This window comes from Brevundimonas vesicularis (assembly GCF_900445985.1).
GTDB lineage: Bacteria > Pseudomonadota > Alphaproteobacteria > Caulobacterales > Caulobacteraceae > Brevundimonas > Brevundimonas vesicularis_D.
The window spans coordinates 533824-550310 of sequence record NZ_UAQP01000014.1; the positions used below are offsets into that span (position 1 = coordinate 533824).

Consider the following 16487-nt stretch of genomic DNA (forward strand, 5'->3'; position numbering starts at 1 on the left):
CCCCCTCCCCGGCGGCGAGAGAGACGAACCTCCCAGAGCCCGGCCCGTCGCGGCCGGGCTTTTTTTACGCGGCGCGCCTGCTAGACGGGGGCATGACCCTTCGCCTCGCCACCTGGAACATCAACTCCGTCCGCCTGCGCATCGACCAGGTGGCCCGCTTCGTCGCCGAACGCGCGCCCGATGTCCTGATGCTGCAGGAGATCAAATGCACCACCGACCAGTTCCCGCGCGGCGCCTTCGAGGACATGGGCATGCCCCACCTTCGCGTGGCGGGCCAGAAGGGATGGCACGGCGTCGCCATCGCCAGCCGCCTGCCGCTTGACGACAGCGACACCTTCCAAGTCTGCAAACTGGGTCACGCGCGCTGCGTTTCGGCCCGCGTGTCCGGCATCGACGTTCAGAACTTCTACATCCCGGCCGGCGGCGACGTTCCCGACCGGGTGCTGAACCCCAAGTTCGATCACAAGATGGATTTTTACGAGCAGCTGACCGCGATCGTGGCCAAGCAGGACAAGTCTCGCCCCCTCGTCATGGCCGGCGACTTCAACATTGCACCGGGAGAGGGCGATGTTTGGAACCACCGCTACATGTCCAAGATCGTCAGCCACACGCCGATCGAGGTGGAGACCCTGAACCGGCTTCAGGAGACGGGCGGTTTCGCCGATGTGCTGCGCGACCGCTTCCCCGAGCCCCAGAAACTGGCCAGCTGGTGGAGCTATCGCGCCGCCGACTTCCGCAAGTCCAACCGGGGCCTTCGTCTGGACCACATCTGGACCTCGCCCGGCCTGACCCCCGCCGTGGTCAAGGACACCGCCCGCATCCACGACGACGTCCGTGAGTGGGATCGTCCCAGCGACCATGCGCCGGTCACGGTCGATCTGGACGTCTGATCCTCAATAGACGGCGACCGGCTTGACTGACCCCGCCGCCTTTCGACCCCGGCCGACCTTCCTGGCGGCGCGCGCAAGCCGAGTTACCGCCTCGTCCAGCTGATCTTCCGCCAAGGTGTAGGGCAGGCGCAGCCGGCGTTCGAAGGCGCCGTCGACGCCGAATCGCGGACCGGCGGCGAGGCGCAGGCCTTCGGCCTCGGCTGCGATCGTCAAAGCGGAACTGATCGGCCCCGGCAGCCGCGCCCATAGGGACAGTCCCCCAGCCGGGCGCGGACAGACCCACTCAGGCAGTTTTTCGGCGAGCCGCGCCCGCAGATGATCCCGCCGGGCGCGCAAGAGGGGCCGGCGCGCCGCCAGGGCCTTGCCGCCGTCGTTCAAAAGTTCGACCGCCGCCAGCTGCTCCAGGATCGGAACACCCAGATCGAAGCTGGCGCGACTTTGGGCCAGACGCTGGATCACCGCCCGGTCAGCGCGGATCCAGCCGATCCGCAAACCGCCCCAGACGCTTTTGGACATCGAACCCAGTCTGACGATCCGCGGCGCATCGACGGCCGAGGCGCTGAGCGCCGGCGGTCCGCTCAAGGTGAGTTCGACCAGGGTCTCGTCCAGCACCAGCAGGGTCTCCGACCCCTTCAGCCCCGCCAGCAAGCGCGTCCGGTCCGCCGCCCGCATCATGCGGCCGGTCGGATTGTTGTGGTCCAGCACCAGATAGGCCATGGCCGCGTTGCTGCTTCGGCAGGCCGCAATCAGACCCTCGACATCCCAACCCTCCTCGCCCTCGCCGTCCGGCAAGGCGACGGGTACGGCGCGACCGCCCGCCGCCAGGATGGCGTCGATCGCCTGCGGATAGGTGGGATGGTCGAACACCATCGGGGCGCCGGGCCGCGTCGTCAGGCGCAGCAGATGGACCAGTCCGTTGTGCGCGCCATGCGTGATCAATATCTGCCCTGAAGAGGTCGCCAAGCCGCGCCGCCGATATCCCGCGGCCACCGCTTCGCGCAGTTCCTCCAGCCCCGCCGTCTCATAACCGTGTCCTGGCAGGTTCGCCGGCAATCGCTCCAGCGCCCGCACATAGGCCGCATGCACATTGGGATCGGCCGGCAGGACGGCGGCGGTCAGGTCGATCAGGCCGGGCTTGTCGGCGACTGCCCCCGCTTCGACACGCGGTGCAGGTCCGGTCGGCAGGCTGGTGCGTGCAGCGGCACCCTGCCCGCCGGTCAGGAACCCGTCATCCCTCAAGCGGCCATAGGCGGCCGAAACGGTCGTTCGGCTCAAGCCCAGCGCCTGGGCCAGTTCCCGTTCGCCGGGCAACCGCGCCGCCAAGGGCAATCGGCCATCCAGAATCAGCAGTCGTACCGCACCGGCGAGCTGCCGATAGGCCGCGCCTGCGCCCGACGACCGCCAAGCGCCGAGATGGCGCGTCAGGGAACCAAGACCGATCGACCGCGACGACATCAGGCCAGAATGGCATAACTGGCCCTGTTTTCGATAGCCAGTTTAGGGCACCTGCTCGATTTATGACCCGTCGCCTGATCCAGCTCTTCGCCGGCCTATTTCTCTACGGCCTGTCCATCGCCCTGATCGTCCGCGCCGATCTCGGTCTGGATCCGTGGGACGTGCTGAACCAAGGGGTGTTCGAGCAGTTCGCGAAACCCGCCGGCGTCAGCTTCGGTATAGTGGTCAATCTGATCGGTATGGCCGTGCTTCTGCTGTGGATCCCCCTACGCCAGAAGCCTGCAATTGGCACTGTGGCCAATGTGCTGCTTATCGGCACGGTCGCCAACTTCGGTCTGGACTGGATCCCGTCCGACCTGGACCTACCGCTCCGGGCCGGCCTGCTGATCGCCGGCATCGTCCTGAATGGCGTGGCCAGCGGGGCCTATATCGGCGCAGGTCTTGGTCCCGGTCCCCGCGACGGCTTGATGACCGGCATCGTCGCGCGCACCGGCTGGCCGGTGAAATGGGTGCGGACGGCCATTGAGCTGACTGTTATCGCCGTCGGCTGGATGTTGGGCGGTTCGGTCGGAGTGGGCACGTTGCTCTACGCCCTGACCATCGGCCCGCTGGTCCACATCTTCCTGCCGCTGTTCACGATCCGCCCGAAGTTGGCCGACTGAGCCGTTAGGGCTGCAGCCGATATCCGCCCGCATCGGTCAGCAGAAGGCGGGCATGGCCCGGTTCCGGTTCGATCTTCTGGCGCAGACGGTAGATATGGGTTTCCAGCGTATGGGTCGTGACCCCGGCGTTGTAGCCCCAGACCTCGGTCAGCAACTCTTCGCGCGACACCGGCTTGGCCCCGGCGCGATAGAGGTATTTCAGGATGTTGGTTTCCTTCTCGGTCAACCGCACCTTCTTGCCCTTGGTGTCCATCAGCACCTTGGCGGCGGGCCGGAACTCGTAGGGGCCGATGGTGAAGACCGCGTCCTCGGACTGTTCATGGCTGCGCAGATGGGCGCGGATGCGCGCCAGCAGCACGGCGAACCGGAAGGGCTTGGTGACATAGTCGTTGGCCCCGGCGTCCAGACCCAGGATGGCGTCGGCGTCCGCCGATTGCGCCGTCAGCATGATGACCGGGGTCGAAACCCCGTCCTTGCGCAACAGGCGACAGGCCTCGCGGCCGTCCATGTCGGGCAGATCGACGTCCAGCAGGATCAGGTCGGCGCGGATCTCGCGCCCCATCCGCACCCCGTCCGTGGCGGTCGACGCCTGCTGGGTGCGAAACTCCTCATGCAGATTCAGCTGCTCGGCCAAGGCCTCGCGCAGGTCGTCGTCGTCGTCGATGATCAGAATGGTCTTGGGCGTAGGCATGGGACAGACAATGGCGAGGCTTGGCCCCCGCGCCAAGGCTTGGGGGTGCGAATATTCACATCGGGTTACGAGCTAGAGGGCGTTTCGGGTCGATTTCGTTCCCCGAACAGGGCCGTTCCCACCCTGACGTGCGTTGCGCCACACCGTATGGCGGTCTCGTAGTCGCCGCTCATGCCCATCGACAGGACCGGCAAACCATTTCGTTCGGCCATGTCCCGCAACATCTGAAAATGCGGCTCGGCGTCCTGATCCGCCGGGGGGATGCACATCAGACCCTCGACCGTCAGTCCGTAGGTGTCGCGCGCCGCCGCAATCAGGGCGTCGGCGGCGTCGGGCAGGACGCCGGCCTTCTGGGGTTCGGAGCCGGTATTGACCTGGACCAGGACGCGCGGCGATCGGCCGCGCTTTTCGCCCGCCTGCGCGAGGGCCCGCGCCAGCTTCTCGCGGTCCAGGGTTTCGATCACGTCGAACAGAGCGACCGCATCCTCGGCCTTGTTGGTCTGCAACGGGCCGATCAGCCGCAACTCCAGGCCCGGCAAGGCTGCGCGACGGTCCGCCCACCGTCCCTGCGCCTCCTGCACCCGGTTCTCGCCGAAGATCCGCTGACCCGTCGCCAGGATGGCGTCGATGGCCTCGGGGGCTTGCGTCTTGGAGACAGCAGTCAGGGTCACGCCCGCCGGATCCCGACCGGCCGCATGGCAGGCGGCGCCGATGCGCGCTCGCACCTCGGCGACCTTTTCGGCGATGGACGGGGCGGAAAAAGCGGAGGAAGAAGAGGTCATGATCCTGCCGGCCGGTTACAGCGACGATGCGCGCGCGCTCTGGAACGCCGCGACCGCTCTAAACCGCGCCGCCGCCGCTGTCAGCCCGGCCGCCGCGGCCTTGCCGCCGATGCTGTTCTTCACCGACCCCGATCGCACGCCCCGACCGTGGGAGACGGCGGCGCGCCTGCCCGCCGGTTCGGCCGTGATCTATCGCGCCTTCGGCGCCTCCGACGCCGTCGAGACGGGGCATCGGCTTCGCGAAGCGACGGCCGGTCGGGACGTGAAATTGCTGGTCGGGCTGGACCCCGATCTGGCCGAGGCGATCGACGCCGACGGGCTCCACCTGCCTGAACGGGCGGCGGAGCAGGCCACGCGCATTCGCTCGGACCGACCCGACTGGATTTTGACGGCGTCTTGGCACGGCCTATCCCCGCCGCCTGAAAACCTGAACGCCCTGATCCTGTCGCCGGTATTTCCCGCAGGCGGCGCGTCCGCCGGTAAATCCGCCCTGGGCGTCGCTGCATTCGAACGGCATGTGAAAGCCGCCGCCCTGCCGGTCTATGCGCTGGGTGGGGTCACGCCAGCAAACGCCGCAACGCTCGCACACACAGGCGCCTGCGGCCTGGCGGCGGTAAGTGCGATCCAGTCAGCGTTTCGCTGACCGATCGAAATCAGAACTTGAAGATGGTTTCCAGACGGACGCGGGGCTGGGCCCGGCCGTTGGTTTCGGGCGCGCGGGCCGGATCGGCTTCCGGCGTGCTGACGGCGGCGGCGGCGCCGACGCGCAGACGGTCGTTCAGCCGATAGTAGGCGCCGGCTTCGACGTCCCCCCATTCGGTCTCGCGGCCGACGGGCTGATTGAGGTTGAAATCCAGACCCCACCGACCGCGGTCGTTGAGGCGCAGACCGCGACGCTGCGGCGCCGGCGTATTGCGTTGCGCCGCCTGGGCTTCCGACAGAGAGACTGTGGATCGGCTTTGGGCGAGCGCCGACGTCGACGCGGCCATCGCCGTCGTCGCCATCATCACAGCCAGGAAACCACCGAACCGCATACCAAATCCTTCGAACCCCGCCATGAGGCGGCGTTTCATCCCTGAACCGACCTTATATGGTCGTGAGCCCCGCGATTAGACACCGGGTGTCTGCGCGGTCAACGCAATGAGCCGGCGATAACAAGGTTCCCGCGCATTGTTGTCGGCGTATGTGTCTCAAGCGTCACGGGATTCGGGCGGATTCCGGCGAAATCTCACATCCCCTTCACGAAACACCGCGATGCGCGATGCGACGGGAACCGACTTCGCCTTGTCATCGCCCCTTTTCGCCGTGTTATAGAGCCTGGCAGTCGGCATTCCTCATGCCGTGCGCGCGTGCGGGCGAGGGCTCTCACGTCCCTGAGTTTACGGAGACTTCTCTTGATGAGCCTCAACAAGGCCCTGGTTCGGAACGTCGCGGTCGTGCTGGTCTCGGGCGTGGCCCTGGGCGCGTCCCTGTCGGCCTGCTCGAGCATTCCCTTCGTCGGCGGCAAGAAGTCTGCGCCCAAGACGAACGTGCAACAGGGCATCGGCGTGAACGCCTTCCTGTGGCGCGCCTCGCTGGACACCCTCAGCTTCATGCCGCTGCTGACCGCCGATCCGTGGGGCGGCGTCATCAACTATGATTGGTACATCAACCCTCAGACGCCGAACGAGCGCTTCAAGGCGACCGTCTTCATTCTGGACACCCGTCTGCGCGCCGACGCGCTGAACGTCACGGTGACCAAGGAAGTGAAGGGCGCCGATGGTCAGTGGACCGCCGCCCCGGTCGCCGCCCAGACCGAGGCCGATCTGGAAAACGCCATCCTGACCAAGGCGCGCCAGCTGAACCTGTCTAATGCTGGCTGAACGCCAGCATTAGTGTCTTCGTAGGCGCTATCGCCCTTCAGGCTACTTGAGCGCCGACTGGTTTAGTTTCGTCGGACCTGCTGGGAACGCCGAAACGCATTACTTCTTGGGCGCTGTCGTCCTTCGGGCTAGTTGAGCCGGGAGGGCGTCAGCGCCCTTTCGACTTTCAGGACGACCGTGGCCCGTTACGAACCCAAGACCGCCGAACCCCGCCAGCAGGCCCGATGGGCCGAGGCTTCCGCCTTCGTCACGAAGGACACCGGCCGGCCGAAATACTATGTGCTGGAGATGTTTCCCTATCCGTCGGGCAACATCCACATGGGTCACGCCCGCAACTATGTGATGGGCGACGTGGTGGCGCGGTCCAAGCGCGCGCAGGGGTACGACGTTCTGCACCCGATGGGCTGGGACGCCTTCGGCATGCCGGCCGAGAACGCGGCCATGGAGCGCGGCATCCACCCGAAAGGCTGGACCTATTCCAACATCGCCAACATGCGCGAGCAGCTGAAGCTGCTGGGTCTGTCGCTGGACTGGTCGCGCGAGTTCGCGACCTGCGACCCGGAGTACTACGGCAAGCAGCAGGCCTGGTTCCTGGAGCTGTATCGGCGCGGTCTGGTCTATCGCAAGGATGCGGTGGTCAACTGGGATCCGGTCGACAACACGGTCCTGGCCAACGAACAAGTCATCGACGGACGCGGCTGGCGCTCGGGCGCCCTGGTCGAGAAGCGCAAGCTGAACCAGTGGTTCCTGCGCATCACCGACTATGCCGACGATCTGATCGACGGCCTGAAGACCCTGGACCGCTGGCCGGAAAAGGTCCGGCTGATGCAGGAGAACTGGATCGGCAAGTCCAAGGGCGCGACCCTGTGGTGGGACATCGCCGAGGCGCCGGCCTTCCTGCCCCCCTCCCCCGAGGGCGAACCCAATCACGCCCGCGATCCGATCGAGGTCTACACCACCCGCCCCGACACACTGTTCGGCGCCAGCTTCCTGGCCCTGGCCCCCGACCATCCCCTGACCAAGGCCATCGCCGAACATCGGCCGGACGTGGCGGACTTCGTCAAGGCCTGTGCTCAGACCGGCACCAGTGAAGCCGAGATTGAAAAGGCCGAGAAGCTGGGCGTGGATCTGGGCGTTCGCGTCCACCATCCCTTCGATCCGGATAAGACCCTGCCCGTCTGGGCGGCCAACTTCGTGCTGTCGACCTATGGTTCGGGCGCGATCTTCGGCTGCCCGGCCCATGACCAACGCGACCTCGACTTTGCCCGCAAATACGATCTGCCGGTGAGGCCGGTGGTCAAACCCGACGACGCCGAGACAGTCGAAATCGGAACCGAGGCCTATGTCAGCCCCGGCCGCATCTTCAACTCCGACTTCCTGAACGGCATGGACGTCGAGGCCGCCAAGGCCGCCGCGATCGCCAAGGTCGAGGCCGCCGGCCAGGGCCGCGCCGAGACCATCTATCGCCTTCGCGACTGGGGCGTTTCCCGCCAACGGTATTGGGGTTGCCCGATCCCGATCATCCACTGCCCGACTTGCGGCGTCGTCGAGGTTCCCGCCGATCAGTTGCCGGTCATCCTGCCTGATGATGTGACCTTCGACGTGCCCGGCAACCCGTTGGCGCGTCACGCGACCTGGAAGCACGTCAAATGCCCGTCGTGCGGCGCCGATGCGACGCGCGAAACGGACACGCTCGACACCTTCGTCGATTCCAGCTGGTATTTCGCCCGCTTCACCGATCCGACGGCCGAGGCGCCGATCGACAAGGCCGCCGCCGACCGCTGGCTGGCTGTCGATCAATATATCGGCGGGGTCGAGCACGCGGTCCTGCACCTGCTGTACGCGCGCTTCATCACCCGCGCCCTGTCTGACGCCGGCATGCTGTCGGTGAAGGAGCCGTTCGCCGGCCTGTTCACGCAAGGCATGGTGGTTCACGAAACCTATCGCCGCACCGACGGCGGCTGGGTCGAGCCGACCGACGTCGAGCTCAGGAACGACAACGGTGTGCGTTCCGCCCGCCAGCTGTCGACCGGCGAGACCCTGGTCATCGGCGACATCGAAAAGATGTCCAAGTCCAAGAAGAACGTCGTCGCTCCGGCCGAGATTCTGGAAAGCCACGGCGTGGACGCCGGTCGCCTGTTCGTCCTGTCCGACAGCCCGCCCGAGCGGGACGTGCAGTGGACCCCCGGCGGTGTCGAGGGCGCCAGCCGCTTCGTCCAGCGCGCCTGGACCCTGTTCGACGCCTATGACGCCGGTTTCGCCGGCGAGGACAAGGCCAACGCCGAGCTGCTGCGCGAAACGCACAAGGCCATCAAGGCCGTGTCCGAAGGGGTCGAAGGCTTCCGCTTCAACTCCGCCATCGCCAAGCTCTACGCGTTTGTCGCCACCATCCGCGACAACGCCCAGGCCGGCGGCGACGCCAAGCGTCAGGCCCTGTCGGCGCTGGCCCGTCTGATCGCCCCCTTCACCCCGCACCTGGCCGAAGAAGCCTGGACGCGGCTGGGTGAGGACGGGATGGTTCTGGACGCGCCGTGGCCCGTGTGGGACGCTGCGCTCGCGGCCGACGACGAGGTGGTCCTGCCCATCCAGATCAACGGCAAGCGTCGCGCGGAAATCCGCGTGCCGCGCGGCATGGAGCCGTCCGAGGTCGAAGCCCTGGTCCTGGCCGACGAAACGGTCAAGGCGCGGCTGGAGGGTCTGAGCGTGAAGAAGATCGTCGTGGTCAAGGACCGCATCGTCAATCTGGTGGCCGGCTGATGCGTATTGCGGCGGCTTGCGCGGTTCTCGCGTCTCTGGCGGTGTCCGCCTGCGGCTTCACGCCCATGTACGCCGAGCCGGCCGTGGGTTCGTCCCTGCGCCGGATCGCCGTCACGACCCAAGACGATCGCCTTGGCTATCGCCTGCGCGAGCAGCTGGAAGACGTCCTCGCCTGGGATCGCGGCGCGACGCCGCTGTATCGGCTGACGACCGAGGTCCAGCAGAACCGCCGCTCGCTGGGTCGCCGTATCGACGACACCGCCACCCGTTATGAGCTGACAGTCAAGGCGACCTGGACCCTGACCCCGGCCGCTGGGGGAACGCCCGTCAGCGGCACGGAAACAGTCACCACGACCTACGCCACAGCCGACCAGCCCTATGCCGCCATCGCCGCCCAGCAGGACGGCGAGGAGCGCGCCGCAGCCGAACTGGCTCGCCTGATACGACTGGATCTGATGCAGGCGCTGTCGAACCCGTGATCCTGGCCAAACGCCCCGAGATCGATCGCTTTCTGAAGGCGCCCGATCCGGCGATCCGGGCGGCGGTCATCCACGGCAAGGACCGGTCAGGCGTCGCCGAGCGGGCCGAGGTGCTGTGCAAGACGGTCACGCCCGATCTGAACGACCCCTTCAATGTCACCGTCCTGACCGACAGCGACATCGATGGCGACGAAACGAAGCTGGAAGAAGCGCTGACGGCCATGTCCCTGATGGGCGGCCGTCGTCTGGTGCGCATCCGTCTGTCGGCGCTGAAGCCCGGCGTGGACAAGGCTGTCGCCGCCGCGCTGAAAATCCACGCCGATGGCGGCTACAATCCTGACGCCATGATGGTGGTCGAGGCCGACCAGCTAGGCCGTGAATCCGCGCTCAGAAAGGCGGCCGAGAAGGAAAACGGCGCGGTCGGCATCGTCTGCTACGAGGACGAAACTGGCGATGTCGCCCGCATGGTCCGCGAGGCCCTGGCCGCCGACAAGGTAGGCCTGACCTCCGACGCCCTGGACCGCTTCGTCGCGCGCCTACCGCGCGAGCGGGGCCTGATGCGGCAAGAGATCGAGCGCCTGGCCCTCTTCATCGGCCCCGGCTCCGGCAAGACGCTGGATATGGATGCCCTGGAGCATCATCTCGGCGTCGAGCCCGACGCCTCCCTGTCGGATGCGGCGCTTCAGGCCTTCGGCGCGCGTCCCGGCCCGGCGCAGGCGGGGCTCAGGCGCGCTTTCGCCGAGGGCGAATCGTCGGTGCTCGCCGTTCGCTCCGCCGCGATCCATCTCGGAAAGCTACGCCGGATCAATATCTTGCAGGCCAACGGCGCAAACGCCAAGGAGGCCGCCAAGGCCGCTGGCGTCTTCTGGAAACAGGAGGCGGAAATGCTGCGTCAGGCGCGATCCTGGCGGCTGGAAGCCCTGGACGAGGTCTTGGACAGCATCAACATGGCCGATGTCGCCACCAAGACGACGGGAATGCCCGACCAACTGATCGCCGAGCGCCTGCTGCTGGAAATCGCAGGTCGCGCCAGACGGCTGGGGCTGTAGCCCTAGCCGCGCTTGGACGCCTTGCGGAAGGCAGGCTGGGCCATGGCGACATTGCGCGCCGACACAGCCTTCTCTTCGGCCTTGGCGCCCGGTTGGGCGTTGAACCCATGACCCGCCTTGGCCTTCTTGGCGGCGAGCGCCTGTTTCAGCTTGTCGGCAGCGGTGGGTGTCGTGTCTTCAGTCATATCGACACCCTAGCACAGTCCGCCGCTCAGCCGCGCATCAAACGGCGGCACAGGTCGTCGAGCTGCTCCAGCGAGCCGTAGCCGATCGTCAGTTCGCCCTTGCCGCCCTTGTCCGACAACTGCACCCTCAAGCCCAGCGCATCGGCCAGATCCTGCTGCAAGGCGGCGACATCGGCCGCCCCCTCCCCGCCTGCGGCCGCCGACGCCGACTTGGCCTTCGTCGGCTTCGGCCCCTCGACCGCACGGCGCGCCAGAGCCTCGGTCTCACGGACGCTGAGACCATCCACAAAGGCGATGTCCGCCAACTGGCCCGGGTCGGGCGTATTGATCAGCGCCCGGGCGTGACCCGCGGACAGCTTGCCTTCGCGCACATAGAACAGCACCCGCTCGGGCAGTTGCAGCAGGCGCATGGTGTTGGCCACATGGCTGCGGCTCTTGCCGACCACGCCCGCCACCGCATCCTGCGTCCGTCCGAAGCGATCCATCAGAACGCGGTACGCCTCGGCCTCTTCCAGAGGATTCAGGTCCGCGCGCTGGACGTTCTCGACGATCGCGACTTCGAACACCTCGACGTCGTCCATCTCGTGGACCACGATCGGCACCTCGGTCAGGCGCGCCGCCTGTGAGGCGCGCCAGCGCCGTTCGCCGGCGATGATCTGCCAGACGCCGTCCTCACCCGGTTGAGTCCGCACCAGGATCGGCTGCAGGACGCCCTTGTCGCGGATCGAGGCGGTGAGCTCCTCCAGATCCTCTTGGCGGAAGGTCTTGCGCGGCTGGTCCGGATTGGGCTTCAGGCTTTCGATCGGCACGCGTTGCACGCCGGCGGGCGCGGGTGCATCCGACGCGACCGGCGCCTCGGCGTCCTGTCCCATCAACGCCGACAGGCCGCGGCCCAGACCTCTTTGTCGTTCAGCCAAGATACTGTTCCGTTTCCAATAAAACTCAGGCGGCCAGCTTCAGCCGCTGGCGTTCGCGCTTCACCACTTCCTTGGCCAGCCGCAGATAGGCCTGGCTGCCCGCGCACTTCAGGTCATAGATCAGCGCCGGCTTGCCGAACGACGGCGCCTCGGCGACGCGGACGTTGCGCGGGATGACGCTCTCATAGACCTTGTCCCCGAAGTGGGCGCGGACGTCGTTCGCCACTTGGCCCGACAAGGCGCTGCGACGATCGAACATGGTCAGGACCAGGCCCTGGATTTCCAACGACGGATTGAGGCTGTGCTTGACCATGTCGATGGTGCGCATCAGCTGGCTCAAACCTTCCAGGGCGAAGAACTCGCATTGCAGCGGCACCAGCACCGCGTCCGCCGCCGCCATCGCATTCAGCGTCAGCAGGTTCAGCGACGGCGGGCAGTCGATCAGGACGTAGTCATACGCGGTAGGGCCATCGTCGTGCGCGCGAAGAGCATCACGCAGCCGATACGACCGGCGATCAGCCTGGCTCAGTTCGATCTCAACGCCCGACATGTCGGCATCAGCGGGTACGATCCACAAACCCGGCACCGTCGTCTGCACCGATGCATCCGCGATGGAGCGCTGATCCACGACGACATCATAGATGGTGACGCGCCGTGTTTCACGTGGAACACCCAGGCCCGTTGAGGCATTGCCCTGCGGGTCCATATCCACGATCAGCACGCGCTCCCCGATGGCGGCCAATGCGGTGCCGAGGTTGATCGCTGTCGTCGTCTTGCCGACCCCGCCCTTCTGGTTGGATACGGCGAGGACGCGGGCGGGCTTTCTAGCGCGTTGAGCGGGCACGGCGGAGGCTCCGGATTGTCACGATGCGGCCGCGCACGTCGCTTTGCGACGGGGCCAGTTCAGCCTCGAAATGCCAGGATTTGCGCGCTTCGATCAACTCGGATTCGGCACGCTCCCCCTTCAGGAACAGACCTTGTGCACCCCTTTGGAAGTAGGGCTGTGCATAACCCAGCAGTTTCTCCATCGGCGCGACGGCGCGGGCGGTGACGATGTCACACGTCACAGACTGCGCCTCAGCCCGACCGACGATGACCGTCGCCGGCAGGGACAAGGCATTCACGACCTCCTGAAGAAATCGGCAGCGCTTGGCCAGGCTATCGATCAGCCAGACATGCGCACCCTCCCGCCCCTTGAGCATGATGGAAAGGACCAGTCCGGGAAAGCCAGCTCCCGCCCCCAGATCCGCCCAGGTCTTCGCTTCTGGAGCCAGATCGAGCAGTTGAGCACTGTCCCAGACATGGCGGTTCCAGAAGTCCTGCAGACTGTCCGGACCCACCAGATTCATCACCGCATTGGCCTCGACCAATCGCAATCGAAAGGCTTCGAGGTCGGCGATCTGTTCCGTTGACGCATTGGCGCGTGCGCGGAACGCCTTTTGTTCAGCCTCCAACATCAGGCCGCGACCGACGCCTTGGGTGCGCGCTTCACATAGGCCAGCAGCGCCGTCAAAGCGCCGGGCGTCACGCCCTCGATCCGACTGGCTTGGCCTAAGGTTCGAGGTTGGACGCGCGCCAGCTTTTCCTTGACCTCATTCGACAGACCGCCAACGGCGCCATAGTCGAGATCGGTCGGGAGCATCAGCTCCTCCTCCGCCTTCAGAGCGTCCGCATCTTGCGATTGGCGATCCAGGTAGTTGGCGTAGGCAGCGTCGATTTGAACCTGCTCGCGGATTTCATCGGTCCAGTCGGCGATGACGGGCACTGCCGAAACAAACTGATCCAAAGTCACATCCGGGAAGGCCAGCAGTTCGCGCATCGAGCGCCGACGACCATCAGCGTTGACCGAAATGCCGAGCGCCCCGGCCTCATTGGGCGTGAACAGTGTTTCACGTGAAACAGCGCTCGCTGCCGCAAGCGCCGAGGCCTTGCCTTCAAAACGAATGCGCCGCTCGTCACCAACGATACCCAGCTCGATTGCAAGGGGTGTGAGCCGAAGGTCGGCATTGTCGGCTCGCAGCGTCAGCCGATATTCCGCCCGGCTGGTAAACATTCGGTACGGCTCGGTGACACCGCGCGTCACCAGATCGTCGATCATGACGCCGATATAGGCCTGATCACGCCCCAGGATCACCGGCTCCTGCCCGGCCGCCGACCGCGCGGCGTTCAGTCCAGCCATCAGCCCCTGCGCCGCGGCCTCCTCATAGCCCGTCGTGCCGTTGATCTGTCCGGCAAGATATAGTCCCGGACGCTTCTTGACCTCGAGCGCCGCCGTCAGCTCGCGTGGATCGACATAGTCGTATTCGATGGCGTAGCCGTATCGAAACACCTCGACCGCTTCCAATCCAGGGATGGTTCGCAGGAAGGCGAGCTGCGTCGGCTCCGACACCGAGGTGGAGATCCCGTTCGGATAGACCGTTGGATCGTCCAAGCCTTCCGGCTCCAGGAAGATCTGATGGCTCGTCTTGTCGGCGAACCGAACGACCTTGTCTTCGATCGACGGACAATATCGCGGGCCCCGTCCCGAAAGCTTGCCGCCATAGACGGCGCTCTCGCCAAGATTTTCCGCGATGATCCGATGGGTCTCCTCGGTCGTGTGGGTCACGCCGCAGGCGATCTGGGGCACGTCGATCCGGTCGGTAAGAAAGGAAAAGGCCGACGGCGCCTCGTCCGCCTGCTGCATTTCGAGACGGTCCCAGGCGATCGTCCGACCGTCCAGGCGTGCGGGCGTGCCCGTCTTCAAACGCCCCATCATCAGGTCGGCCGCATGAAGATCGGCGGCCAGACCCGTCGAGGGCTCCTCACCATGCCGCCCCGCTGGGATGCGCTCGTCGCCGCGATGGATGACGCCATTCAGGAAGGTGCCGGTCGTCAGGACGACCGCCCCAGCCCGTACCGTCTTTCCGTCGCCAGTCACGACGCCGACGACCCGGTCGCCTTCAAGGACAAGCCGCTCGGCCGTCCCCGCCAACAGGGTCAGATTGGGCGTCCCTTGCAGTTCGGCCTGCATGGCCTTGCGATAGAGCCGGCGGTCGATCTGGCTGCGCGGGCCCCGAACGGCCGCGCCCTTGGATCGGTTCAGGAGGCGGAATTGGATGCCTGACACATCGGCCAGCCGCCCCATCACGCCGTCCATGGCGTCGATCTCTCGAACGAGATGCCCCTTCCCCAGCCCCCCAATAGCCGGGTTGCACGACATCTCGCCGATCGTCTCCAACTTCTGAGTCAGAAGGACGGTGCGGGCGCCCGCCCGCGCGGAAGCCGCCGCCGCTTCACAGCCGGCGTGGCCGCCGCCGATGACGACGACGTCGAATATAAGATCATGGGGAGAAATCATCGCCGGCACATAAGCCAAAACGCGTGTGATCGCCAGAGGCGGACCAATCGCATCTGACCGCGACCCGCCTCTGTTTCACGTGAAACACCGGTATGGCTAGACCTACTTTCCTATGCAGAAGGTCGAAAAGACTTCGCCCAGAATGTCCTCAACGCCGATCGCACCTGTCACGCGCGCCAAAGCGTCGGCAGCCCGTCTCAGATCGTCGCCAGCCATTTCCGGCGCTACATCGAGCGCAGCCCGCGCCGCATCGACGCTTTCCAGCGCCTCAAGCAAACGCAGCCGATGCCGTTCCTGAGTCACGGCGGGGAAGTCGGCACCTGACAGATCGTGCGCAAGACGGGCAGCAATCCAGGCCCGAAGCTCAGCCAAGCCGTCGCCAGTTGCGGTGCTGACTGCCAAAGTCTCATACTCGCCTTCACCTAGACCGGCGCCAAGGTCGGATTTGGTCGCCACGATCAGATCGTCATCCTTGACGTAGGCCGCGGCCACCCCGTCCGGGTCGCCCGGCGCGCGAACCCAGACGCGCAAGTCGGCTTGTTCGGCGCGAAGCCGTGCGCGGCGCACGCCCTCGGCCTCGACCGGGTCGTCGCTGTCTCTCAAGCCGGCCGTATCCGACAAGGTCACGGCATAGCCGCCGATTACCAGATCGGCATCCAACACATCCCGTGTGGTGCCGGCGACCGGCGTCACGATGGCCGCCTCACGCGCAACCAACGCATTGAACAGCGACGACTTGCCGGCGTTTGTCTCACCGATCAGGACGATGCGATAGCCCTCCCTGACCCGCTCGCCACGCCGCCCCGTATCAACCGCCAATCGCAGGTCGCCGCCAAGTCGGTCCAACACCGGCCCCGCCGTACGGGCCAAATTGTCTGGCACTTCTTCATCCGGAAAATCGATCTCGGCCTCGACTAGAGCCAGGGCGTGAAGAAGGTCACGGCGGAAACCGGCATAGGTCTCGCTAAGCTTTCCATCCAACTGACCCAAGGCCTGCTTGGCCTGGGCGCTGGTTTCCGCGTCTATCAGATCGGCGACCGCCTCGGCTTGCGCCAGATCCATGCGGCCGTTCTGGAACGCGCGGCGTGTGAACTCGCCGGGGTCTGCCGGGCGCAAGCCCAACGCGATCAAGGCGCGGCTGGCGGCCTCAACGACCGCGCGACCGCCATGCAGATGCAGTTCGGCGGCGTCCTCACCCGTGTAGCTATTTGGCGCCACGAAACGCAGCACAAGCGCCTGGTCGATGTGCTCGCCGGCATGGCTGAGGTCCCGCACCGACGCCATGCGCGGCTTTAACCGGATTCCGCCGAGCGCCGTCAACGCGACCTCGACGCCGGGGCCCGACAGACGGAGAACCGCAATGGCGCCTCGGCCGGGCGGCGTCGCCAAGGCGAAGATGGTGTCGATCATCAACTCAGACC

At 66.1% G+C, this 16487-nt stretch carries 17 protein-coding genes; 7 read left to right on the forward strand and 10 right to left on the reverse strand.

From position 1 onward, the window contains the following. The first annotated feature begins 92 nt into the window (after nt 1-92). A complete protein-coding gene (locus tag DT343_RS11715) occupies nt 93-890 on the forward strand; it encodes an exodeoxyribonuclease III (RefSeq protein ID WP_112863036.1) in 798 nt (265 codons plus the stop codon). A 3-nt stretch (nt 891-893) separates the two neighbouring features. On the opposite strand, the gene DT343_RS11720 is transcribed toward DT343_RS11715, so the two are convergent. Next, complete coding sequence (locus DT343_RS11720; RefSeq protein ID WP_112863037.1) at nt 894-2345, reverse strand: PLP-dependent aminotransferase family protein; 1452 nt, start codon at nt 2343-2345, stop codon at nt 894-896. Between the two features lie 62 nt (nt 2346-2407). Here DT343_RS11720 and DT343_RS11725 point away from each other — a divergent pair, with 62 nt between their 5' ends. Beyond that, entirely contained in the window at nt 2408-3007 is a 600-nt protein-coding gene (locus DT343_RS11725) for a YczE/YyaS/YitT family protein (protein WP_112863038.1), read from the forward strand. Between the two features lie 4 nt (nt 3008-3011). On the opposite strand, the gene DT343_RS11730 is transcribed toward DT343_RS11725, so the two are convergent. Continuing rightward, nucleotides 3012-3698 (reverse strand): response regulator transcription factor, encoded by a 687-nt coding sequence (locus tag DT343_RS11730; RefSeq protein WP_017505413.1) that lies wholly within the window; start codon nt 3696-3698, stop codon nt 3012-3014. 65 nt (nt 3699-3763) lie between these two features. Next, nucleotides 3764-4480: a YggS family pyridoxal phosphate-dependent enzyme gene (locus DT343_RS11735; RefSeq protein ID WP_112863039.1), complete on the reverse strand. Its 717-nt coding sequence runs from the start codon at nt 4478-4480 to the stop codon at nt 3764-3766. On the opposite strand from DT343_RS11735, the gene DT343_RS11740 reads away from it, so the two are divergent. Beyond that, on the forward strand, nt 4479-5123 hold the full coding sequence (locus tag DT343_RS11740; RefSeq protein WP_220116704.1) for a thiamine phosphate synthase: 645 nt from the start codon (nt 4479-4481) through the stop codon (nt 5121-5123). The two genes, DT343_RS11735 and DT343_RS11740, sit on opposite strands and share 2 nt — an antisense overlap. 10 nt (nt 5124-5133) lie before the next feature. On the opposite strand, the gene DT343_RS11745 is transcribed toward DT343_RS11740, so the two are convergent. After that, nucleotides 5134-5553, reverse strand: coding sequence for an NtrZ family periplasmic regulatory protein (locus DT343_RS11745; RefSeq protein ID WP_258522566.1), 420 nt, complete (start codon nt 5551-5553; stop codon nt 5134-5136). 324 nt (nt 5554-5877) lie between these two features. Between DT343_RS11745 and DT343_RS11750 the strand changes: the two genes are divergently transcribed. From DT343_RS11750 to holA, 4 genes are all read left to right on the forward strand, one after another. Next, nucleotides 5878-6342 carry a DUF3576 domain-containing protein gene (locus DT343_RS11750; RefSeq protein ID WP_017505409.1) on the forward strand — a complete coding sequence of 155 codons (465 nt, stop codon included), beginning with the start codon at nt 5878-5880 and terminating at the stop codon, nt 6340-6342. Nucleotides 6343-6519: 177 nt separating this feature from the next. After that, nucleotides 6520-9099 (forward strand): leucine--tRNA ligase, encoded by a 2580-nt coding sequence (leuS, locus tag DT343_RS11755; RefSeq protein ID WP_112863041.1) that lies wholly within the window; start codon nt 6520-6522, stop codon nt 9097-9099. Next, complete coding sequence (lptE, locus tag DT343_RS11760) at nt 9099-9578, forward strand: LPS assembly lipoprotein LptE (protein ID WP_091751836.1); 480 nt, start codon at nt 9099-9101, stop codon at nt 9576-9578. The genes leuS and lptE overlap by 1 nt, the downstream gene beginning before the upstream one ends. Next, nucleotides 9575-10627, forward strand: coding sequence for a DNA polymerase III subunit delta (gene holA / locus DT343_RS11765; RefSeq protein WP_112863042.1), 1053 nt, complete (start codon nt 9575-9577; stop codon nt 10625-10627). Before lptE ends, holA begins: the two co-directional genes overlap by 4 nt. 2 nt (nt 10628-10629) lie before the next feature. Here the strand turns inward: holA and DT343_RS11770 are convergent, their stop codons facing one another. From DT343_RS11770 to mnmE, 6 genes are all read right to left on the reverse strand, one after another. After that, nucleotides 10630-10812: a hypothetical protein gene (locus DT343_RS11770; protein WP_055755069.1), complete on the reverse strand. Its 183-nt coding sequence runs from the start codon at nt 10810-10812 to the stop codon at nt 10630-10632. A gap of 26 nt (nt 10813-10838) precedes the next feature. Then, the gene (locus DT343_RS11775; protein ID WP_112863043.1) at nt 10839-11729 is read right to left on the reverse strand and encodes a ParB/RepB/Spo0J family partition protein; all 891 of its coding nucleotides are present in this window, start codon (nt 11727-11729) and stop codon (nt 10839-10841) included. A gap of 25 nt (nt 11730-11754) precedes the next feature. Then, nucleotides 11755-12573 carry a ParA family protein gene (locus DT343_RS11780; RefSeq protein ID WP_039246649.1) on the reverse strand — a complete coding sequence of 273 codons (819 nt, stop codon included), beginning with the start codon at nt 12571-12573 and terminating at the stop codon, nt 11755-11757. Then, a complete protein-coding gene (rsmG, locus tag DT343_RS11785; protein ID WP_112863044.1) occupies nt 12554-13186 on the reverse strand; it encodes a 16S rRNA (guanine(527)-N(7))-methyltransferase RsmG in 633 nt (210 codons plus the stop codon). Before rsmG ends, DT343_RS11780 begins: the two co-directional genes overlap by 20 nt. Beyond that, nucleotides 13186-15066 (reverse strand): tRNA uridine-5-carboxymethylaminomethyl(34) synthesis enzyme MnmG, encoded by a 1881-nt coding sequence (gene mnmG / locus DT343_RS11790; RefSeq protein ID WP_112863045.1) that lies wholly within the window; start codon nt 15064-15066, stop codon nt 13186-13188. The genes rsmG and mnmG overlap by 1 nt, the downstream gene beginning before the upstream one ends. A 102-nt stretch (nt 15067-15168) precedes the next feature. Next, the gene (gene mnmE, locus DT343_RS11795; protein ID WP_112863046.1) at nt 15169-16476 is read right to left on the reverse strand and encodes a tRNA uridine-5-carboxymethylaminomethyl(34) synthesis GTPase MnmE; all 1308 of its coding nucleotides are present in this window, start codon (nt 16474-16476) and stop codon (nt 15169-15171) included. Nucleotides 16477-16487 lie beyond the last annotated feature (11 nt).

Excerpts from the sequence above, each read along its gene's own strand:
- rsmG (WP_112863044.1), bottom strand. The coding sequence starts at position 13,186 with ATGTTGGAGGCTGAACAAAAGGCGTTCCGCGCACGCGCCAATGCGTCA.
- DT343_RS11735 (WP_112863039.1), bottom strand. The coding sequence starts at position 4,480 with ATGACCTCTTCTTCCTCCGCTTTTTCCGCCCCGTCCATCGCCGAAAAG.
- DT343_RS11715 (WP_112863036.1), top strand. The coding sequence starts at position 93 with ATGACCCTTCGCCTCGCCACCTGGAACATCAACTCCGTCCGCCTGCGC.
- DT343_RS11725 (WP_112863038.1), top strand. The coding sequence starts at position 2,408 with ATGACCCGTCGCCTGATCCAGCTCTTCGCCGGCCTATTTCTCTACGGC.
- DT343_RS11720 (WP_112863037.1), bottom strand. The coding sequence starts at position 2,345 with ATGTCGTCGCGGTCGATCGGTCTTGGTTCCCTGACGCGCCATCTCGGC.
- DT343_RS11750 (WP_017505409.1), top strand. The coding sequence starts at position 5,878 with ATGAGCCTCAACAAGGCCCTGGTTCGGAACGTCGCGGTCGTGCTGGTC.
- DT343_RS11730 (WP_017505413.1), bottom strand. The coding sequence starts at position 3,698 with ATGCCTACGCCCAAGACCATTCTGATCATCGACGACGACGACGACCTG.
- mnmE (WP_112863046.1), bottom strand. The coding sequence starts at position 16,476 with ATGATCGACACCATCTTCGCCTTGGCGACGCCGCCCGGCCGAGGCGCC.
- lptE (WP_091751836.1), top strand. The coding sequence starts at position 9,099 with ATGCGTATTGCGGCGGCTTGCGCGGTTCTCGCGTCTCTGGCGGTGTCC.
- DT343_RS11745 (WP_258522566.1), bottom strand. The coding sequence starts at position 5,553 with ATGAAACGCCGCCTCATGGCGGGGTTCGAAGGATTTGGTATGCGGTTC.
- mnmG (WP_112863045.1), bottom strand. The coding sequence starts at position 15,066 with ATGATTTCTCCCCATGATCTTATATTCGACGTCGTCGTCATCGGCGGC.
- DT343_RS11740 (WP_220116704.1), top strand. The coding sequence starts at position 4,479 with ATGATCCTGCCGGCCGGTTACAGCGACGATGCGCGCGCGCTCTGGAAC.
- DT343_RS11770 (WP_055755069.1), bottom strand. The coding sequence starts at position 10,812 with ATGACTGAAGACACGACACCCACCGCTGCCGACAAGCTGAAACAGGCG.